Source organism: Halorubrum ezzemoulense DSM 17463 (assembly GCF_002114285.1).
Taxonomy (GTDB): domain Archaea; phylum Halobacteriota; class Halobacteria; order Halobacteriales; family Haloferacaceae; genus Halorubrum; species Halorubrum ezzemoulense.
In genome coordinates this window covers 1-18,207 of sequence record NZ_NEDJ01000065.1, presented here as the reverse complement: position 1 = coordinate 18,207, position 18,207 = coordinate 1, and the positions used below count along the sequence as shown (strand labels likewise).

Below are 18,207 nucleotides of genomic sequence, written 5' to 3'. Positions count from 1 at the left end.
GTGGGCGCGGAGATCGGTATAAGGGCCAGGGCCGGTCCGACGTGGGGCCATGACGCGGGTGTGTCTCCTCGGCGACCCCGACGTGGAGCTCTCCTACGAGCTGCTCTCCCGCGAGACGGCTCGCGACGCGCTCGCGACCTACCGAATCGAGGAGCCGTTCGAGAACAGCGTCGCCGTCGACACCGTGAGCCTCGGCGCCGCCGTCTCGCTCCTCAACGACCTCGACTGGTACCTCGTCCGCTTCGTCGAGGAGGCGCTCGTGTTAGAGCCCTCCGTCGCGTCCGACGAGTGGCTCTCCCGCGACCTCGCCCGCGAGGTCCGCGACGGCGACGTGCCGCCCGAGGAGACCGACCAGCGATTGAAGGTGTTCGGTCTCGTCGACGGTCTCCCGGTCGAACCCCTCTACGTCCGGCGGCGACAGGGCGAGACGCCCGAGTACGACCTCCGCGACGTCGACGAGACGCTCGTCGTCCGCGTGAGCGAGTCAGAGTTCTCGGGGTAAGCTCCCGAGTCCGACGCCGTCACTCGTCCACTTCGGCGAGGATCCGCGTCCGGACCGGGCCCACGTCGACCGGCGCCCACGCCTCCACGTCGTAGGTCACGTCCGCGAGCGTTTCCAGTCGCTCGGCGTCCCCCTCGTCTATCGCCGTCACCGCCTCGCGGCGGAGCCGGTCGAGGACCGCGTCCGCGAGCGCCTCGCGGTCGACGCCCCGGTCGGGCACGTCGAGGATGTGCGGGAGGTCCTCGGCGCCCTCCGGGAGCGTCGGGAACGCGGCGGGACCGACCGCGAGCGCGGTCGATTCGGCGGTGTGGCCCGTCACGTCGTCCCCGGAGAGCGCCCCGTCCGGCGCCGGCACGAGCGCGTACTCGTCGACCGCGAGGTCGATCGCGGCGTCGATGGCGGCCTCGTCGGCCTCGGTCCGCTGTTTGAACGCCAGCTCTGAGAGCGCCCGCGAGAGCTCGGCGCGGGTGAGCCACTCGAACAGGTCGACGACGCCGGCGAGGTCGTCGCGTGCGGCCACGCTCGGCCCGCTCCCGTGCGCCATCGTCAGTCCTCCCCCGGCGCGGGCCCCGTCTGTCCGGCGTCGGTCGCGGGGCTGCCGCCGGCGCCGGTTCCGCCGTCCGTGCCCCCGCCCCGAGCCCCGTCGAGGTCGGCGGTCGCGGCCTCGAAGACCTCGTCGGGGTCGACGGGAGCGTTCCGCCAGGCCGGGAGTCGAGTGTCCGGCCCGGGCTCCCCCAGCGCCTCGGCGTACGTCGCCACCTGTGACCGCTCGTCGGCGGCGTCGTACGAGAGCCCGTTGAACGCCGCGTCGGTCGCGTACCCGTCGACCAGCGTCTCGGCGGCCTCGCGGTAGCGCTCGGCGAGGCCGTCGTAGTCGACGTCGACGCCGGCGTCTTCGACCGCGCGCAGGGTCGCCTCGCCGACCGCCCGGCTCATGTCCGCGAGGCCGGTCGGCCCCTCGACGGAGCGGTGGTCGTGCTCGTAGCTCCCCAGGTCAACCTGCGCGCTGTCGGCGAACCCGGCGCGGTCGAACGCCTCGCCGAGCGTGCCGACCTCCAGCCCCCAGCCGCGCTGGACGCGGAGCTCGGAGACGAGCTCGCTCGTCGCCGCGAACTCGCCGGCGAGCGCGTAGCGGAACGCCGAGAGGTACGCCAGCACGTCCGGCTCCCGCCCCGGCGCGGCGTCGCCGAGCGCGCGGACGAGCGGCCGGAAAAACAGCCTGAACAGCCGCCCGTACAGCGAGCCGTCCTCGACGCGGGCGTAGTACCCCTTCGAGAACGCGTACCCTTCCCCGAGCGGGAACAGCAGCCGGTTCACGAACGCCGGCGAGTAGGTCTTCGTGTCGGCGTCGTGGACGACGACAAACTCCTCGTCGAGCGCGCGACCGAGGGCGAGCCACACGTCCCGACCCTTGCCGCGGTCGCCGTCGAGCCCGCGCGCTTCGAGCAGCGAGGCGAGCTCGGGGCCGTCGCACCACAGCGTCTCGACGTCGAGGTCGAACCCGTCGAGCCAGTCCGCGAACGGGCCGGCGCGGTCGGGCGACGCCCGGAGCGGAACGATCACGCGGGCGGGGTCGACCGTCTCCAGCGTCGAGAGCACGCGCTCGGCCGCGAGCGTCCCGTACTCGCGCTCGGTCATCGGCACGACGACCGCCGCGCGGTCCGTGGGGGCGTCGGGCCGGTGGTCGGTCAACGCGTGGAGGGTCGTCACGCGCTCCTGAACGTACTCCATTTACCGATCACACGGGAGCGACGACCAAAACAGGTGCGGTGCCCCAAGCCGGCGTCGGTCCCCGAGCGGGGGGTCGGCCGGGCCGCGGGGTCGGCGCTCGGGGCGTCGCCTCAGACCCTCCGCGTCGCGCCCGCCGCGCCCCCGGGAACGCGTCCGAGGCGGTACAGCACCGCGTACGCCGCGACGAGGAGCGCCAGCCCCCCGGCGAGCGAGAGGAAGACGGCGTCGTACGTCGCGCCCGCCTCGATCGCCTCGCCGACGGCCCAGGAGCCGGCCGCCTGCGTTGACATCATCCCGGCCGAGAACATCGCGTACGCCGACGCGCGGGACTCGTCCGGCAGCGACGCGAGCAGGTACGTGTCGCCAGCGGGGAACAGCATGTGGATGGCGAACCCCACGACGACGCTCGCGGCGATCACCGCCGCCAGCCCCTCGGCGACGACCACGAGGACGACCCCGCCGACGAACGCCGTGACGATGCCGAGCAGGTACGGGACGTGGGGAAGCCGGTCGGCGAGGTCGCCCGAGACGAGGAAGGCGGGCACGCCGGCGGCGAAGATCACCGTCAAGAGGTTCCGCGCGGTCGACCGCGTCAGGTCCTTGTCGATCATGTACAGCTCGTAGAAGTTGAACAGGCCCTGCCAGACGAAGCTCGTGAGGCCCATCAGCACGATGCCCGCGAGGATCAGCTTCCACTCGCCGCGGGCGGCCCCGAGGAAGTCGGTGTCGCTCGCGCCGGCGTCCGGGAGGTCAGTCCGCCGCGCGAGCGCGACGAACACGACCGTGCTGGCGGCCGCGGCGAGCGCGAGCGCGTAGAAGGCGTACCGCCAGTCGTACCACAGCGCGACGGTGACGGCGGGCGCGGCGATGACGGCGGCGAGCTGGCTGGCCATGCCGTGAACGCCCATCACGCGTCCGACGCGCTGCGGGAACAGCTCCGCGATGAACGGGTTCGCGGCGACGAAGTAGACGCCGGAGGCTAAGCCGATCGCGAAGGCGGCGACCATCAGCGCGAGCACGCTCGGCGCGAGGGCGACGCCGAGCGCCCCCGCGGTCAGCATCGCGCCGGAGACGAGGATGACGCGCCGCCGCGCGAAGCGCGTGAGCGCCCAGCCGGCCGGGATGCGCGGCGCGGCCGAGCCGAGCCACGCGAGCGTGACGATGAGCCCGGCGGTCCCCTCGCGGATCCCGAACGCGTCGATGAACTCTCCCACCAGAGGGGCGAACACGACGCGCGCGAAGTTGACGAGGAACACCAGCGCGCAAAGCGATCCGAACAGCCGGGTCCGTGACACGGCGGCGCTTCTCCGCGCCCGGACACAAGCGTTGCGGAAGCGCACGCACCCGGATCTCGGGAGCCGCTCGCGGGCTGCGGCCGCGTCCCTCCGCCGGGTGCCGATCTCGCTCGACGCGTCAGACCGATGTCGTACGGGGTTTTTATCCGCCCCGACGACGAACGGCGGAGTATGAAATCCACGCGCAAGGGACTCCGCGACGGCGACCTGATGAAGGACACCTACGAGCGGCTGAACTGTGCCGACTGCGAAAAGGTGTTGAAAAAGGAGAACGACCCCGACGAAGTGTTCTCCGTCCGCATCTGTCCGGAGTGCGGAAGCCGGTTCAAGGAGCTCCGCTGACCGTCGTCTCGCCCGTCGTCGCACCGCACCGGCCTCCGCGCCGCACCACTCCGCTCCGAATCGCTCTCCCCCGCACCGCACCGGCCTCCGCCGCGCTGCCGGACTTCGACTACCGCTCGCGCCTCTCCTCGCTGACCGTCGCCGTTCACGAATCGATCGCCGTCGCGACCGACTCCGCCACCGCCCCCGCCTCGTCCGCGACGATCTCGATCCACCGGTACTCGGCGTACGCCGTGGCGGCCGAGAGCGCGCTCCGCTCGTCGGCCGCGAGCGCGTCGTCCTGCTCCGCGAACAGCGGCAGGAACTGCGTCGCCAGCCACCGCGCCAGCGGGTTCTCGCTCTCCGCGAGCGCCGCGGCAGACTCGACCGCCGCGCCGCGCGCCGCGCCGATCGCCGCGGCGTCGTCCGGGAACATCGTGTCGCCCGCCTCGACGCGCGCGGCGACAGCGTCGACCGCTCGGAGCCGGGTCTGGACGAGCGCGGTCCGGGTCAGCCCGGTCGCCGGGTGGTCGGGCTCGTACTCGCCGACCGCGACCGGGTCGAACCACAGCCCGTCGAAGCTCCGGTAGACCGCGCTCGACAGGAGGTCGGCGCTCGGCGCGTCCCGCGCGACGGCGCGCTCGTCGACGAAGGCCTCCGGGCCGGGGTTCTCCCTGAGGTCCTCGACCCCCTCGCCGTGGAGCTCGCGGAGCCGGTCGCCGACCGCGCTGCCGAGGCGGTCCATTTCGCGGCGGATCGGTTCGGCGACCGGCTGCGGGTCGGCGAGCGAGGCCGCGTACCGGTCGCCGAGGTACCGTCCCGCCTCGACGTACGACTGGACCCGCTCGACGTCTCCGACCGCCTCTCCCGCGCGGATCGGGTTCGCCTCGTCGGCCGGACTCCCGCTGCCGACCAGCGTCCGGCGGAGCGCCTCGTCGTACCACCGCTCGATCGGGCCGTAGACCGCGGCGCCCGCCAGGGGGTCCGCGGCGGGACCGGGGAGCGCGTCCAGCGTCTCAGACGCGCGCTGACGCACCGCCCCGACGTCGGGCGCCACCGCTCCCGGATCGCCCTCGACGGTCACGCCCGCCCACGTGCCGACGGCGCTCGCGGCGTGATCGCGCGCCGTTGAGTACCGCTTAACCGCTTCCAGCGGAACGAGCGGCTCGTCGGGCCCCGGCAGCGCCTCGCGGGCCGCCGCCCGCTCCGCCTCGATGCGCCCGCGGAACCCGCCGTGCGGGAGCCGCTCCGCGGTCAGGGGGTCCGGGATCGGGCTGAGCAGGCGGTCGACGCGGTCCGCGAACGCGGCGGCGACCTCCGGCTCGAAGCCGACGGGGACGATCCGCGGCCGAGCCGGGACGGAATCGTCGAACTCGCGTGGAACGGCGTCGACGTCGAGCGACGGCGGGTCGTCCCAGAACCGCCGCTCGCTCCCTCGGCCCGAGCAGCCGGCGAGCGAGCCGAGCGCGGCGGCGCCGGCAGCGGCGAGCGCGCCGCGCCGGGTGAGCCCCCGCGGCATCAGAGCTCACCCCACTCGTCGGTCGCCGTGGCGTTCCCGGGGACGGTCGCGTTCCCGTCGATCACCGCGTACTCCGTGTCCGTAGTCCGACACGGCGACCTACCGCTGGAGCCGGACCCGGTGAGCCGGTCGTCGAGGACGACCGGAAGCCGGAAGAGGAGGGCGAGCGCGACCCGCGCGTCGGCCTCGCAGGCCTCGTCCGGCGGCCTGAGCTCGCGGCAGTACTCGAACTCCACGTGCCCGGGATCCCACGAGACGGACTCGATGTGGAGTCGTTCGCACGACTCGATGCCGGCGGGCGACACGTACACCGTCTCCGCGTCGTAGTCGGTCTCGTCGAGGAACGACCGGATCCGATCGCGGTCCGCCTCGGCGACGTCCTCGGCCACGAGCAGCTCGGCCGCCCGCTCGGCGCTCGTGACGAGCTCGCGGTCGATCGCGACGGGCTCTCCGGCGCCGTTGGTCGCGCTCCCGTCGAGGAGGACCGGGTCGCCGCTCGGGTTCCGCGGCTTCAGGACGGTCGGGTCCGTGTCCGTCCCGGAGACCTGCCGTCGGACCGACTCCGATCCTGTGCCGTCCGCGCCGGAGCAGCCGGCGAGCGCGGCGATAGCGCCGATGGCGCCGCCGCGGAGGAGGGCTCGTCGGGTGGGGGACATAGGAGGCGATACCGTCGGTCCGGGTAAACCTCTTTTGGGGCCGGTCGTCGTCCGCGGTCACTCGAAGACGGCGTCGAACGCCGACGCGCCCAGCGGGTCGAAGGTGCCGGCGGCGACGTTCTCGCGGACGTGGTCGGGGTCGGTCGTGCCGACGAGCGACGAGGTGACGCCCGGTGCGCTCCGCGCGAAGTTGAGCGCGCGCTGGGCCGGCGTCTCCCCGGCGAGCGTCGCGTCGACGTCGGGCGGGACCGCGCCCTCGACCGCGAGGTCTCCCTGTCCGATGCTCGCGCTCGTCACCACAGAGAGCCCGGCCTCGTGGGCGAACGAGAGCGCCGAGACGGGCCCGTCCGCGTCACCCTCGGACGGCGCGCGGTGGTTCCGCCGGGTGAACGCGTCCGCCATCGCGACGTTGAAGGGGACCTGGACCGCCGCGAGCCCGTGGTCGTCGTCGGGGCCGACCGCCTCGCCGGCGGCCTCGGCCCGCGAGAGCACCTCCGCGAGCGAGAGGTACCGGTCGCCGTCCTCCGCAACGCGGAACGCGTCCCACGTCGCGACGCCGTAAGCCCCGACATCGCCCGCGGCGCGCCGGCGTTCGAGCGCCTCGAACGCGGCTTCGAGCGCGTCGTACACGTCGCCACGCGACCTGACAGCGAGCTGCGTCTCGGGGTTGTGGACGTAGAAGCAGTCGACCGCGTCGAGGCCGAGCCGGTCGAGCGAGCGGTCGAGCGACCACTCCAGGAAGTCGGGGGTCATCGCGTGCGCCCCGTTCGCGAGGTCGTCGGGGTCGACGATCCCCGGCTCGACGAAGCGCTCGCGGACGTACGCGCTCGGGTCGCTCGGTCGCTCGCCGTCGAACGGGAGGAAGCCGCCCTTCGTGGCGACGACCACCGACTCCCGGTCGAGGGGGGCGTCCCGGAGCGCCTCGCCGACGACGCGCTCGGCGCGGCCGCAGCGGTAGTTGGCCGCGGTGTCCACGTGGTTCACGCCGGACCGGAGCGCCAGCTCGATCGACTCGCGCGAGGCCTCGTCGACCGCGGGCGTCGGGTCGCCGAGGTACGTCCCGATCCCGACGCTGGAGACGACGCCGGGACCGAACCGCCGGAAGTAGGTGCGCCCGAAGGCGTCGCCGAACCGGTTCCGGTACCCCCAGAGGGCCTCGCGAGTCGCCATGTGTCCGGAGTTGTCGGCTCGCGGGTAAAAGTCGCGCGGGAGACCGCCGGTCGCGCTCACACCGCGTCAGGAACGGGCGTCTGTCAACGGGACGCGCGGAAGGTCCGCGTGGTGTCTCGCTTCCCGCGGGTGACGTCGACCTCGACGAGCCCGAGCGAGGTGAACACCTCGCCCCAGTCCCGGTAGAACAGCGGCGTCCCCTCGTCGACGTAGTTCACGTCCGGCGGAGCTGACGCCGACCCCTGCGTCGGGGCCTCGATCTCGGCCGTGATCAGAAGCTCGTCGGTGATCCGCGCTATCTCCTCGAAGGCCGGCTCGGCGTCCGGATGGAGGTGTTGTAGCGTCTCGACCGAGAACACCGCGTCGAACGCGCCGTCGTCAAACCCGCCGACCACGTCCTCTATCGCGCCGCAGTGAAAGGTCCCGTCGGCGGCGAGCTCGGGGTAGGCGTCCCGCATCTCGTCGAACGCCCCGGGGTTGATGTCGACGCCAGAGAGGTCCTCGAAGCCGTGGGTTGCGAGGTGGTCGAGGTGCCGGCCCGACCCGCACCCCAGCTCGAGGACGGCCGCGTCGCGGTCGAGGCGCGCGTCGAGGCCCTCACGGATCAGCTCGCTCGTCTTGTTCGGCCCGCGGTGGGCGTAGTACGCCGGCGAGTATTCGCCCGTCCGGTTCGTCCAGGAGTCTCGGACGGTGTTGATGTTCACGGATAACGATTCTGGCAGCGAGGCATAACGCCGTCGAACGGCGCGCGGTGTGCGCCGACGCCGCCGCGGCCCGCTCGGACGCGTCAGGCGCCGACGGCCCTCCGACGTTCGTACTCCGTACGCGGCCGTTATCGCGCGTTTAAACCCGTTGGTACGGTCGTAGCGGACTTCAAACGCCTGGCGGATTCCCGGTACAACGAAACGAGGGAAGTACATATCAGTATCAATATTCCGAAAGAAATACAAAATATACACACAAACGAGTAAATATGCTCGACGGAAAGACCGCTATCGTCACCGGCGGCTCGGCCGGCATCGGGAAGGCCATCGCTGCGGAGTTCGTCGATCAAGGGGCGTCGGTCGTGATCGCGAACCGGACCGAGGAGGCGGGACGAGAGACCGCCGAGGAGCTCGGCTGTTCGTTCGTCCAGTGCGACGTCTCGTCGTACGAATCCGTCGAATCGCTGGTCGAACAGACGGTCGAGGAACACGGCGGGTTGGACATCCTCGTGAACAATGCCGGGATCGGGCTCACTGGAACGGTCGAGGAGACGTCGCTCGAGGACTGGCACAAGTTGTTAGAGGTCAATCTCAACGGCGTCATCTACGGGACGCGAGCAGCCATGCCGTACCTGCGCGAGTCCTCGGGGGCGGTCCTCAACGTCGCGTCGGTGTTCGGACTGGTCGGGGGACCGCAGACGGCCGCGTACGCGACCGCGAAGGGCGCTGTCGTCAACTTCACCCGAACGACGGCCGTCGATTACGCCGACGCCGGCGTCCGGGTGAACAGCATCTGTCCCGGCTTCGTCGAGACCGAGATGACTGCGTCAGAGCTTAACGACGACTCTTTCTACGAGTTCGTCCTCAGTCAGACGCCGATCGGCCGCATCGCCGAACCGGAAGAGATCGCAGAACCGGCGGCGTTCCTCGTCTCGGACAAGGCCTCGTACATCACCGGAGTCAACCTCTCGATCGACGGCGGGTGGACGACGCACTGACGCGCGGCCCCGTCGGCTTCGACCCCGGTCTGTCCAGTCATATTCGGCGTGACCCGAGCGACCTCGTAGTCGCTGATCCGTTTAAATACTAGTCTCTCACATGCTAGTCTATGACAGACACGGAATACGACTTCGTCGTCGTCGGGGCGGGCTCTGCGGGCTGCGTCCTCGCGAACCGACTCACCGCGGCCCCGGACAGGAGCGTGCTGCTCCTCGAAGCGGGCACACCCGACGACGACCGGAACATGCGGATCCCGGCGGGCTTTCCGGAGCTGTTCGAGAGCGACGCGGACTGGGAGTACTACACCGAGCCGCAGGACGGCTGCGGCGGTCGACGGCTCTACTGGCCGCGCGGTAAGACGCTCGGCGGGTGCTCCTCCACGAACGCGATGATCTACATCCGCGGCCACCCGTCGGACTACGACGACTGGGCGGCCCTCGGCAACAACGGCTGGGGGTACGAGACCATGCTGGAGTACTTCAAGCGGGCGGAGACGTTCACGCCGTCGGGATCGCCCTACCACGGGTCCGCGGGGCCGCTCAACGTGACGGACCAGTCCTCGCCGCGACCGGTCTCCCAGGCGTTTGTCGACGCCGCCGCGCAGGCGGGCTACGACCGCACGGACGACTTCAACGGGGCGGCACAGGAGGGCGTGGGGATGTACCACGTCACGCAGAAGAACGGGGAACGCCACAGCGCCGCCGACGCGTACCTCAAGCCCGCCCTCGACCGACCGAACCTCACTGCCGAGACCGGCGCGCAGGTGACCGAGGTGACCATCGAGGACGGTCGCGCGACGGGAGTTCAGTACAGCCAGGACGATCAGAGCCGGTCCGCGGGGGCCGCTGAGGAGGTCCTCCTCAGCGCCGGCGCGGTCAACTCCCCGCAGCTCCTCATGCTCGCGGGCGTGGGCGACCCAGACCACCTCGCGGACCACGGCATCGATGTCGAGACGGCGTCGCCCGGCGTTGGTCGGAACCTCCAAGACCACCTGTTCGCGCTCACCGTCTACGAGACCGACGGCGACATCAGCACGCTCGACGACGCCGGCGGCCTGCTGGACGTCTTCAACTGGTTCCTCCGCAAGCGCGGGAAGCTGACCTCCAACGTCGCCGAGGCCGGCGGGTTCGTCCGCACCGACGGCGCCGATTCCCGGCCCGACCTCCAGTTCCACTTCGCTCCCTCGTACTTCATGGACCACGGCTTCGCGAACCCCGAGACCGGGCGGGGGCTGTCGATCGGCGCGACGCAGCTCCGGCCGGAGAGCCGCGGGCGCGTCACGCTTCGCTCCGCCGACCCGTTCGACGACCCTATCATCGACCCGAACTACCTCGACGCGGACGCGGACCTCGAAACGCTCGTGGACGGGGTCAAGCGCGCCCGCGAGATCGCCCGGCAGGACGCGCTCGCCGGGCACGTCGGGCGCGAGGTGTGGCCCGGCGAGGACGCCGAGACCGACGAGGCGATCGCCCGGCACGTCCGCGACACGTGCCACACCGTGTACCACCCCGTCGGCACGTGCGCGATGGGGGACGACGAGGCGGCGGTCGTGGACGAGGAGCTTCGGGTTCACGGCGTCGAGGGGCTCCGCGTCGTCGACGCGAGCGTGATGCCCACGCTCGTCGGCGGCAACACGAACGCCCCGACGATCGCCGTCGCTGAGCGGGCGGCGGACCTGATCCGCGACCGGCCGACGCCGAGCGCGACGGAGCCGGCCGCGGCCGCCGACGACTGACCTGGTTCGGGCCCGCGCCAGCGGCCGCTTCGCTCCGGACCGCGCCCCGCTGGCCGCTTCGCTCCGGACCGCGCCGCCGCCGCTCTCGTTCGGCGTCAGACGCACGCACGACGCCGACGCAACGACTATACGGATTCCTCGTGTCAGTTGCGTCAATGGACTCGCTCACCGACCCCCTGGCGGACCTCGTCGCTGACGTCGACGCCGCGCTGCTGTTCTCTCCGACGAGCTCCTTCTATGAGCGGTTCGCGAACGGCGGGAGCGAGGTCGTCGTCGTCGCGCCCGACAACGATGTCGACGCTGAGACGTTCGTCGATCTCCCGCTCCCCTTCGACAACGTGAAAGACCGGATCCGGTTCGGCATCGAGGGCGCGATGGACGCGGACCTCGTCTCCGAGGGCGACGAGGTCGCGTGCGTCGCCTCCGTCTTCGAGGGCGGCTCGGACGCGGTCGTCCGGGTCACCGTCGACGAGAGTATCCACACCGGCATCTTCGACCTGTTCGCCAACTCCCGCGCCGAGCCGAGCGTGATCCGCGACGTGTTCGAGGTCGCGATCGAACTCGGTCAGAAGGGACAAAAGGGGAAGCCGGTGGGCGCGCTGTTCGTCGTCGGCGACGCGGGGAAGGTGATGAACAAGTCGCGGCCGCTGTCGTACAACCCATTCGAGAAGAGCCACGTCCACGTCGGCGACCCAATCGTGAACGTCATGCTCAAGGAGTTCTCGCGGCTGGACGGCGCGTTCGTCGTCTCCGACTCCGGGAAGATCGTCTCGGCGTACCGTTACCTCGAACCCGCCGCCGAGGGGGTCGACATCCCGAAGGGCCTCGGCGCGCGCCACATGTCCGGAGCCGCGATCACCCGCGACACCAACTCGACCGCGATCGTCCTCTCCGAGTCGGACGGGCTCGTCCGGGCGTTCAAGGCGGGCGAACTCGTCTTGGAGATCGATCCGGAGGAGTACTGACTCATGTCCGCGGTCCAGATCACCGTCCCAGAGTTCCTCCTGAACGTGCGGTACCGGATCTGGCTGGCGCTGGCGGTGCTCCTCTTCGGTCTCGCGCTGGCGTACCTCACCGGCGTGATCAACCGCCGGCTGCTCCGCCGGGCGGGCGTCCCCGAGGTGATCGAGGGGACCACCTTCGAGCGGACGGCCCGCGAGTTCGACACCTCGACGGTGCGGATCTTGGCGCAGCTGTCGAGCTACTTCATCGTCGCCGTCGCGGTCATCGTCGCCCTCACGGTCGCAGACGTGAACTACCTCGAACAGTTCTGGTCCGGCGTCGCCGCCTTCCTCCCGCGGCTGTTCGTCGCCGCCGTCGTCGTCATCGTCGGCGTCGTCGTCGGCGACAAGGCGGAGCTGCTCGTCGCCGAGCGCCTCCGGGGGATCAAGCTCCCCGAACTCGGCGTGCTCCCGACGGTCGTGAACTCCAGCGTCGTCTACGTCGCCGCGCTCATCGCCCTCGGACAGGTGGGCGTCCAGACGCTCGCGCTCATCGTGCTGCTCGCGGCGTACGCGTTCGCAGTGGTGCTGTTCGCCGCGCTCGCGACGAAGGACCTCGTCGCGTCGGCCGCCGCCGGCGTCTTTCTCCTGCTCCGACAGCCGTACGGCATCGGCGACGAGGTCCGCGTCGCCGGCGAGCGCGGCGTCGTTCAGGAGGTCGACCTCTTCGTCACCCACATCGAGACCGACGGCGAGGAGCACGTCCTCCCGAACCACGTCGTGTTCCGCGAGGGGATCGTGCTGATCCGGGAGTAACCCCCGATCCGACCACGTTGCGGCCGACGCCGACTCCGTTACCGATTCTCACGCTGTGAAAGTCGTTGTCACCATATAACACGGCCCGACGCCAACGTTGATACATGACCTCCGATACCGCGAGCGCCGCTTGCGACGGCTGGGACGGGAGCGAGTGCGAGGGGACGCCGCACTGCCCGCCGCGGTGTCCGCGCTTCGTCGACAAGGAGGGCGCGCGCTGGACGATCCGGCCCGCGACCGACGCGGACGAGCCGTTCCTCGCAGAGATGTACGAGCGGTTCGGCCGCCCCCACCGCGCGCAGGGGCTCCCGCCGGTGAGCCGGCGCCGGCGCGTCGACTGGATCCGATCCATGCTGTCGGAGGGGAACAACGTCGTCGCCGAGCGGGACGGCGAACTGTTCGGCCACGCGATGTACACCCCGACCGACGCCGACACCCCCGAACTCGCCGTCTTCGTCCACCCGGACGCGCAGGACCGCGGCGTCGGGACGGAGCTGTGCCGTCACGTGATCGCCAACGCCGCGGCCGCCGGCCGCGACGGGATCGAACTCCACGTCGAGACCGGGAACCGCCCCGCGCGGAGCGTCTACCGGACGGTCGGCTTCGAAGTCGTCGAGCGGCGCGGCGACCTCCGGATGCGGGTCGACCTCGACCAGCCGATCGCGACCGAGGTCCGCTGGCCGCCGCTCGCCCGCGAGGGCCCCGCGGAGCCGGCGGTCGACCTCTCACCGACCGACGGCGGTCCCGAGCGATCGCCCGCGGACGACTGAGCGGCACGGCGCCCCCGCGGGCGACTGGCCGCCACAGCGTTCCCGCAACCGCCCGGTCGACACCGCACTCTCCTCGGTGCCACCGCAACCGTTAGGCCCCGCCGACCCGAGGGTATCGTAACCGTGGACGACGCCATCGAGTGGCTGCGAGACCGCCCCTTCTACGAGGGACAGATCGCCGACCAACGGCGGCTCCCGGCGCGCGAGCCGGAGTTCGCCGATGTCGACCTCGAACCGCGGCTCGCCGACGCGCTCGCGGACCGTGGGATCGAGCGGCTCTACCGGCATCAGGCCGACGCCATCGGCGCGGTCCGCGACGGCGACGACGTCGTGCTCGCGACCGAGACGGCCAGCGGCAAGTCGCTCGCGTACACCGTCCCGGCGTTCGAGGCCGCGATGGACCACGGCGGGCGCACGCTGTACATCGGCCCGCAGAACGCGCTGATAGCCGACCAGGAGGAGTCGCTGTCCGAGCTCGCGGCCGACCTCGGCTTCGGCAGCCGCGTGTCGGTCGACTCGTACACCGGGCGGCTCTCGCGGGCGGAGAAGCGCGACGTACGCGACCGCCGCCCAACCGTCCTCCTCTCGAACCCGGACATGCTCCACTACGCGCTGCTCCCGTACGCGGGGCGCCTGTGGGACTGGTTCTTCTCCTCGCTGGAGCACGTCGTAATCGACGAGGTCCACAGCTACCGCGGCGTGTTCGGATCGCAGGTCGCGCTGACCCTCCGCCGGCTCGCGCGAACCTGCGAGCGATTCGGCTCCGCGCCGCAGTTCGTCTGCTGCTCGGCGACGATCAACAACCCCGTCGACCACGTCGCGACCGTTACCGGCCGCGACCCCGACGGGATCGCCCTCGTCGACGAGGACACCTCGGGGCGCGGGCCGCGCAACTGGGTGCTGTGGAACCCGCCCGAGTACGACGACGACTGGCAGGAGCGCGGCAGCGGCCGCCGGAAGTCGAGCCACACGGAGAGCAAGCGCCTCTTCGTCGACCTCGTCACGGCGGGCCAGCAGACGCTCGCGTTCACCCGCGCCCGCCAGACCGCCGAGCAGTACGCGACCGACAGCGCGAGCGACCTCCGCGAGCGGGGGGAGCGCGACCTCGCAGGGAAGGTCGGCGCGTACCAGGCGGCGCTCACCGACGACCGACGCCGCGAGATCGAGGCCGACCTCCACGCGGGCGACCTCCGCGGCGTCTGGTCGACGAGCGCCCTCGAACTCGGCGTCGACGTGGGCGGGCTCGACGCCGTGGTGCTGGACGGCTACCCCGGCACGCGGATGTCCGCGCACCAGCGCGCGGGGCGGGCCGGTCGCGGCGACGACCCGGCCACGGTCGTCATGGTCGGGGGCGAGGACCAGCTCGACCAGTACCTGATGCGCAACCCGAGCGACTTCTTCGACGCGCCGCCGGAGGACGCGATCTGCGACCCGGAGAACGGGCAGCTCATGCCCGGCCACGTCGCCTGCGCGGCCGACGAGAACTGGCTCTCTCCAGACGACGAGCGCTTCTTCGGCGACACGTTCCCGGGCGTCGTCGCCGGCCTGACCGAGGCGGGCGCCCTCGAACGGCGCGAGGCCGCGAAGGGCACGCGCTGGGTCCACGCCGGCGACGGAAGCCCCCAGCAGTCCGTGAACCTCCGCACGGCCGAGGAGCGCGAGATATCGCTGATCGAGCGGTCGAGCGGCGAGACGGTCGCGACGCTCGCCTTCGCGGACGCGCTCCGCGACGCCCACCCGGGCGCGATCTACCACCAGCAGGGCCGCACCTACGAGGTGGTCGAGTTGGACCTCGACCGCGACGTGGCCGAGCTCCAGCAGTCGTGGGCGGACTACTACACGCAGGTGCGCTCCGACAAGGACATCGTCGTGAACGAGGACCTCGACGAGCGGGCGCTCTCGGCGCGCCCCGACGTGCCCGTCCGGTTCGCGGACGTCACGGTGACCGAGCAGATCACGGGGTTCGTGCGGAAAGACGCGGCGACCGGGGAGTCGCTCGGCGAGTCGACGCTCGACCTCCCGGAGACGACGCTACGGACGAAGTCGTTGTACTTCCCCGTGCCCGCGGACGTCGAGCGCGAGATGCGGCGACTCGGCGACGCGCTCGACGATGGGGACGCCGGAGATCCCGAGGTCAGCGCCGACGGAGGTGCGCCCGATTCGGGCGTCGATGTCGACGGCGAGCCGATCCCGGGCGGCGAGTACGCGTTCAACGGCGGGATCCACGCCGCCGAACACGGGATCATCTCGCTGTTCCCTTTCCACCTGCTGTGCGACCGGGCCGACGTGGGGGGGATCTCGACGCCCCACCACCCGCACACTGAGGGGCCGGCGGTGTTCGTCTACGACGGCTACCCCGGCGGCGTCGGACTCACGCGCCGCGGCCACCGGCGGATCGAGGAGCTGATGACCCGAACCGCGCGTCTGATCGACACCTGCGGCTGCGAGGGTGGCTGCCCCGCCTGCGTCCAGTCGCCCCACTGCGGGAACGGGAACGACCCGCTGGCGAAAGCGCCGGCCGTGCGACTGCTCGAATCGCTCACGGGGGCCGACGCGGACGCTCGATAGGACCTGCTCGGAGCCAGTCAAGCCTCCGTCGGTCCCGGTGGTTTCACGGTGGACGCGTCCGTGCGGATCCCATGGAGCTGTTCTGGCACCGACGGGACCTCAGAGTCGCGGACAACGTCGGCTTAGCGGCCGCCGCGGGGGCCGGCGACGGAGACACGAGCGAAGACGCCGACCAGGGGCCCGCCGCGCCCGTCTTCGTCTTCGACCCCGACGTGCTCGACCACGCGAGCGACGTGCGGGTCCGCCGCCTGCTCGACGGGCTCGCGGCGCTCCGCGAGGCGTACCGCGAGCGCGGGAGCGGCCTGATCGTCGCGCACGGGGACCCTGAAGCGCTGCTCCCGCGCCTCGCCGAGGCGCTCGGCGCCGAGCGCGTCGTCTGGAACCGCGACTACTCGGGGCTCGCCCGCGAGCGCGACGCCGGGGTTCGACGCGCGCTCGACGCGGCCGGCGTCGCGCGAGAGGCCCACCACGACGCGGTCCTCCACGACCCCGACGCGATCCGGACGAACGCCGGGGACCCGTACTCCGTGTACAGCTACTACTGGAAGAAGTGGACCGACCGCGCGAAGGACGACCCCCTTTCCGCGCCGACCGGCGCTGCGCTCGCCGCCGCAGACCGACTGACAGACGCGGTCGACGCTATCGACGGGACCGACGCGGGCGACGCGACGGTGGCCGACGCCGGCGTCGACGCGCTCCCCGTCGCCACGGTGGGCGACCTCCCGCCGCCCGCCGACCTCGGCTTCGCCGAGCCGGACGCCGATGTCGGGCCGGCGGGGACCGCTGCCGCGCGCGAGCGCCTCTCCGACTTCCTCGACGAGGCGGTGTTCGCCTACGAGGCCGAGCGCGACTACCCCGCCGAGGACGCGACCTCGCGGCTGTCGACCTTCCTCAAGTACGGGGAGATCGGCGTCCGCGAGGCGTACGCGGCGACCGAGGAGGCGATGGCCGAGGCGGCGTCGGACGCGCGGCCCGACGACGCCCCCGAGCAGGTCGAGGAGTTCCAACAGCAGCTGGCGTGGCGGGAGTTCTACACGCAGGTCCTCTTCCACAACCCCGAGGTGGTGACGGCGAACTACAAGGAGTACGAGGAGGGGATCGACTGGCGCGACGACCCCGACGAGATCGCGGCGTGGAAGCGCGGCGAGACGGGATATCCCATCGTCGACGCCGGGATGCGCCAGCTGCGCGAGGAGGCGTTCATACACAACCGCGTGCGGATGATCGTCGCCTCCTTCCTCACGAAGGACCTGCTCGCGGACTGGCGGCACGGCTACGACCACTTCCGCGAGCGGCTGGCCGACCACGACACCGCGAACGACAACGGCGGCTGGCAGTGGGCGGCCTCGACGGGGACCGACGCGCAGCCGTACTTCCGCATCTTCAACCCCATGACGCAGGGCGAGCGATACGACCCCGACGCGGAGTACATCACGGCGTACGTCCCCGAACTGCGCGGCGTCGAGCCCGACCTCATCCACGAGTGGCACGAGCTGTCGCCGACACAGCGCGCGAACGCGGCCCCGGCGTATCCCGCGCCGATCGTCGACCACTCGGAGCGCCGCGAGGAGGCCCTCGCCATGTACAAGCGGGCCCGCGGCGAGGACCCGGAGGAGGACTGACTCCCGCCGTCCGAGAGCGTGCCAACAGTTAACAAAGGCGGACAACCGTTAGGTGAAACGGGCGCGACCCGGCCGTATGGTCGACGTCGTCCTCACGAAACAGCGGATCGAGTCCGGAGCGACCGAGCGGCTCGAAGCGTGGGCGCGAGAGATTCGGGATCGAGAGTCCGAGGCGGTTGAAACCCTGCGCAACGAAGGGATGTACTCCGAGGCCGCGTTCGTCGAGCACGCCGACGACGGGGACTACCTCGTTTACTATATGAAAGCCGAGGACATCGACGCGGTCTACGAGGCGTACGAAGAGTCGTCCCACGACATCGACGAGGAGCACGAGCGCGTGCTGAGCGAGGTCCTCGAAACCGGCGAGAACGTCGGCGAGTACGACCTCCTCTATCACCTCGAAAACCCCGGCCGCTAACGCCCGGGAACCGGTTCCGCCGCGCGGTCACTCGGTCGTCGCCTCACAGACCGCGCTCACCAGCTCGTTCACCGGGAAGGACTCGTCGTAGTCGAACGACGCGAACACCGCGTCGTATCGGTTCGACGGGAAGAGGAACACCACCAGGTCGTCGAAGAACAGCGTCTGCGCAGCGTACCGACTCTTCCCCACGAGGCGCTTGAAGTCGTCGCCCGTGATCTGGTTCGACATCACCAGCTGGTACGCCTCGTCGAGGTCGGCGTCCGAGTAGCGGTCCTCCACGTCCTCGCGGACGTGTTCGACCTCGAACGACACGCTCCGGAGATCGGCGACGACCCGGGGCGCGGGCCCGTCGAACGCGAGGATCGCGTCGGCGATCGGTGACATGTCGCTTTCATTCATTCCGCGGGCTCATAAATCACCGCGACAGACTCCGCCAG

At 71.3% G+C, this 18,207-nt stretch carries 18 protein-coding genes; 10 read left to right on the top strand and 8 right to left on the bottom strand.

Going from position 1 to position 18,207, the window contains the following annotated elements; translation table 11 throughout:
• Positions 1-49: 49 nt before the first annotated feature.
• Positions 50-502: a DUF5804 family protein gene (locus tag B9H04_RS14445; RefSeq protein ID WP_049929400.1), complete on the top strand. Its 453-nt coding sequence runs from the start codon at positions 50-52 to the stop codon at positions 500-502.
• A 19-nt stretch (positions 503-521) separates the two neighbouring features.
• Here B9H04_RS14445 and B9H04_RS14440 read toward each other — a convergent pair whose 3' ends face one another.
• The 3 genes from B9H04_RS14440 to B9H04_RS14430 form a co-directional block, all read right to left on the bottom strand.
• Complete coding sequence (locus B9H04_RS14440; protein WP_049929401.1) at positions 522-1,046, bottom strand: DUF7109 family protein; 525 nt, start codon at positions 1,044-1,046, stop codon at positions 522-524.
• Between the two features lie 2 nt (positions 1,047-1,048).
• Complete coding sequence (locus B9H04_RS14435; RefSeq protein ID WP_049929402.1) at positions 1,049-2,233, bottom strand: glycosyltransferase family protein; 1,185 nt, start codon at positions 2,231-2,233, stop codon at positions 1,049-1,051.
• 110 nt (positions 2,234-2,343) lie between these two features.
• Complete coding sequence (locus B9H04_RS14430) at positions 2,344-3,528, bottom strand: MFS transporter (protein ID WP_049929403.1); 1,185 nt, start codon at positions 3,526-3,528, stop codon at positions 2,344-2,346.
• 171 nt (positions 3,529-3,699) lie between these two features.
• Here B9H04_RS14430 and B9H04_RS18835 point away from each other — a divergent pair, with 171 nt between their 5' ends.
• Positions 3,700-3,870: an HVO_0758 family zinc finger protein gene (locus tag B9H04_RS18835; protein ID WP_167373059.1), complete on the top strand. Its 171-nt coding sequence runs from the start codon at positions 3,700-3,702 to the stop codon at positions 3,868-3,870.
• A 145-nt stretch (positions 3,871-4,015) separates the two neighbouring features.
• Here B9H04_RS18835 and B9H04_RS14425 read toward each other — a convergent pair whose 3' ends face one another.
• From B9H04_RS14425 to B9H04_RS14410, 4 genes are all read right to left on the bottom strand, one after another.
• Positions 4,016-5,368, bottom strand: coding sequence for a hypothetical protein (locus B9H04_RS14425; protein WP_049929404.1), 1,353 nt, complete (start codon positions 5,366-5,368; stop codon positions 4,016-4,018).
• On the bottom strand, positions 5,368-6,024 hold the full coding sequence (locus tag B9H04_RS14420) for a hypothetical protein (protein WP_049929405.1): 657 nt from the start codon (positions 6,022-6,024) through the stop codon (positions 5,368-5,370). Before B9H04_RS14420 ends, B9H04_RS14425 begins: the two co-directional genes overlap by 1 nt.
• A 57-nt stretch (positions 6,025-6,081) precedes the next feature.
• A complete protein-coding gene (locus B9H04_RS14415; RefSeq protein ID WP_049929406.1) occupies positions 6,082-7,194 on the bottom strand; it encodes an aldo/keto reductase in 1,113 nt (370 codons plus the stop codon).
• An 83-nt stretch (positions 7,195-7,277) separates the two neighbouring features.
• A complete protein-coding gene (locus B9H04_RS14410; RefSeq protein ID WP_049929407.1) occupies positions 7,278-7,898 on the bottom strand; it encodes a class I SAM-dependent methyltransferase in 621 nt (206 codons plus the stop codon).
• Positions 7,899-8,167: 269 nt separating this feature from the next.
• Here B9H04_RS14410 and B9H04_RS14405 point away from each other — a divergent pair, with 269 nt between their 5' ends.
• From B9H04_RS14405 to B9H04_RS14370, 8 genes are all read left to right on the top strand, one after another.
• Positions 8,168-8,896 (top strand): SDR family NAD(P)-dependent oxidoreductase, encoded by a 729-nt coding sequence (locus tag B9H04_RS14405; RefSeq protein WP_049929408.1) that lies wholly within the window; start codon positions 8,168-8,170, stop codon positions 8,894-8,896.
• Between the two features lie 110 nt (positions 8,897-9,006).
• Positions 9,007-10,632 carry a GMC family oxidoreductase gene (locus tag B9H04_RS14400; RefSeq protein WP_085682820.1) on the top strand — a complete coding sequence of 542 codons (1,626 nt, stop codon included), beginning with the start codon at positions 9,007-9,009 and terminating at the stop codon, positions 10,630-10,632.
• Between the two features lie 155 nt (positions 10,633-10,787).
• Positions 10,788-11,597: a diadenylate cyclase DacZ gene (gene dacZ, locus B9H04_RS14395; RefSeq protein WP_085682819.1), complete on the top strand. Its 810-nt coding sequence runs from the start codon at positions 10,788-10,790 to the stop codon at positions 11,595-11,597.
• Positions 11,598-11,600: 3 nt separating this feature from the next.
• A complete protein-coding gene (locus B9H04_RS14390) occupies positions 11,601-12,389 on the top strand; it encodes a mechanosensitive ion channel domain-containing protein (protein ID WP_085682818.1) in 789 nt (262 codons plus the stop codon).
• Between the two features lie 104 nt (positions 12,390-12,493).
• On the top strand, positions 12,494-13,159 hold the full coding sequence (locus tag B9H04_RS14385) for a GNAT family N-acetyltransferase (RefSeq protein ID WP_049929413.1): 666 nt from the start codon (positions 12,494-12,496) through the stop codon (positions 13,157-13,159).
• Between the two features lie 123 nt (positions 13,160-13,282).
• Positions 13,283-15,727, top strand: coding sequence for a DEAD/DEAH box helicase (locus tag B9H04_RS14380; RefSeq protein ID WP_049929414.1), 2,445 nt, complete (start codon positions 13,283-13,285; stop codon positions 15,725-15,727).
• A gap of 71 nt (positions 15,728-15,798) precedes the next feature.
• Positions 15,799-17,349, top strand: coding sequence for a cryptochrome/photolyase family protein (locus B9H04_RS14375; protein WP_085682817.1), 1,551 nt, complete (start codon positions 15,799-15,801; stop codon positions 17,347-17,349).
• A gap of 76 nt (positions 17,350-17,425) precedes the next feature.
• On the top strand, positions 17,426-17,767 hold the full coding sequence (locus tag B9H04_RS14370) for a DUF6176 family protein (RefSeq protein WP_049929416.1): 342 nt from the start codon (positions 17,426-17,428) through the stop codon (positions 17,765-17,767).
• A gap of 27 nt (positions 17,768-17,794) precedes the next feature.
• On the opposite strand, the gene B9H04_RS14365 is transcribed toward B9H04_RS14370, so the two are convergent.
• The gene (locus B9H04_RS14365) at positions 17,795-18,154 is read right to left on the bottom strand and encodes a hypothetical protein (RefSeq protein ID WP_049929417.1); all 360 of its coding nucleotides are present in this window, start codon (positions 18,152-18,154) and stop codon (positions 17,795-17,797) included.
• Positions 18,155-18,207: the final 53 nt, after the last annotated feature.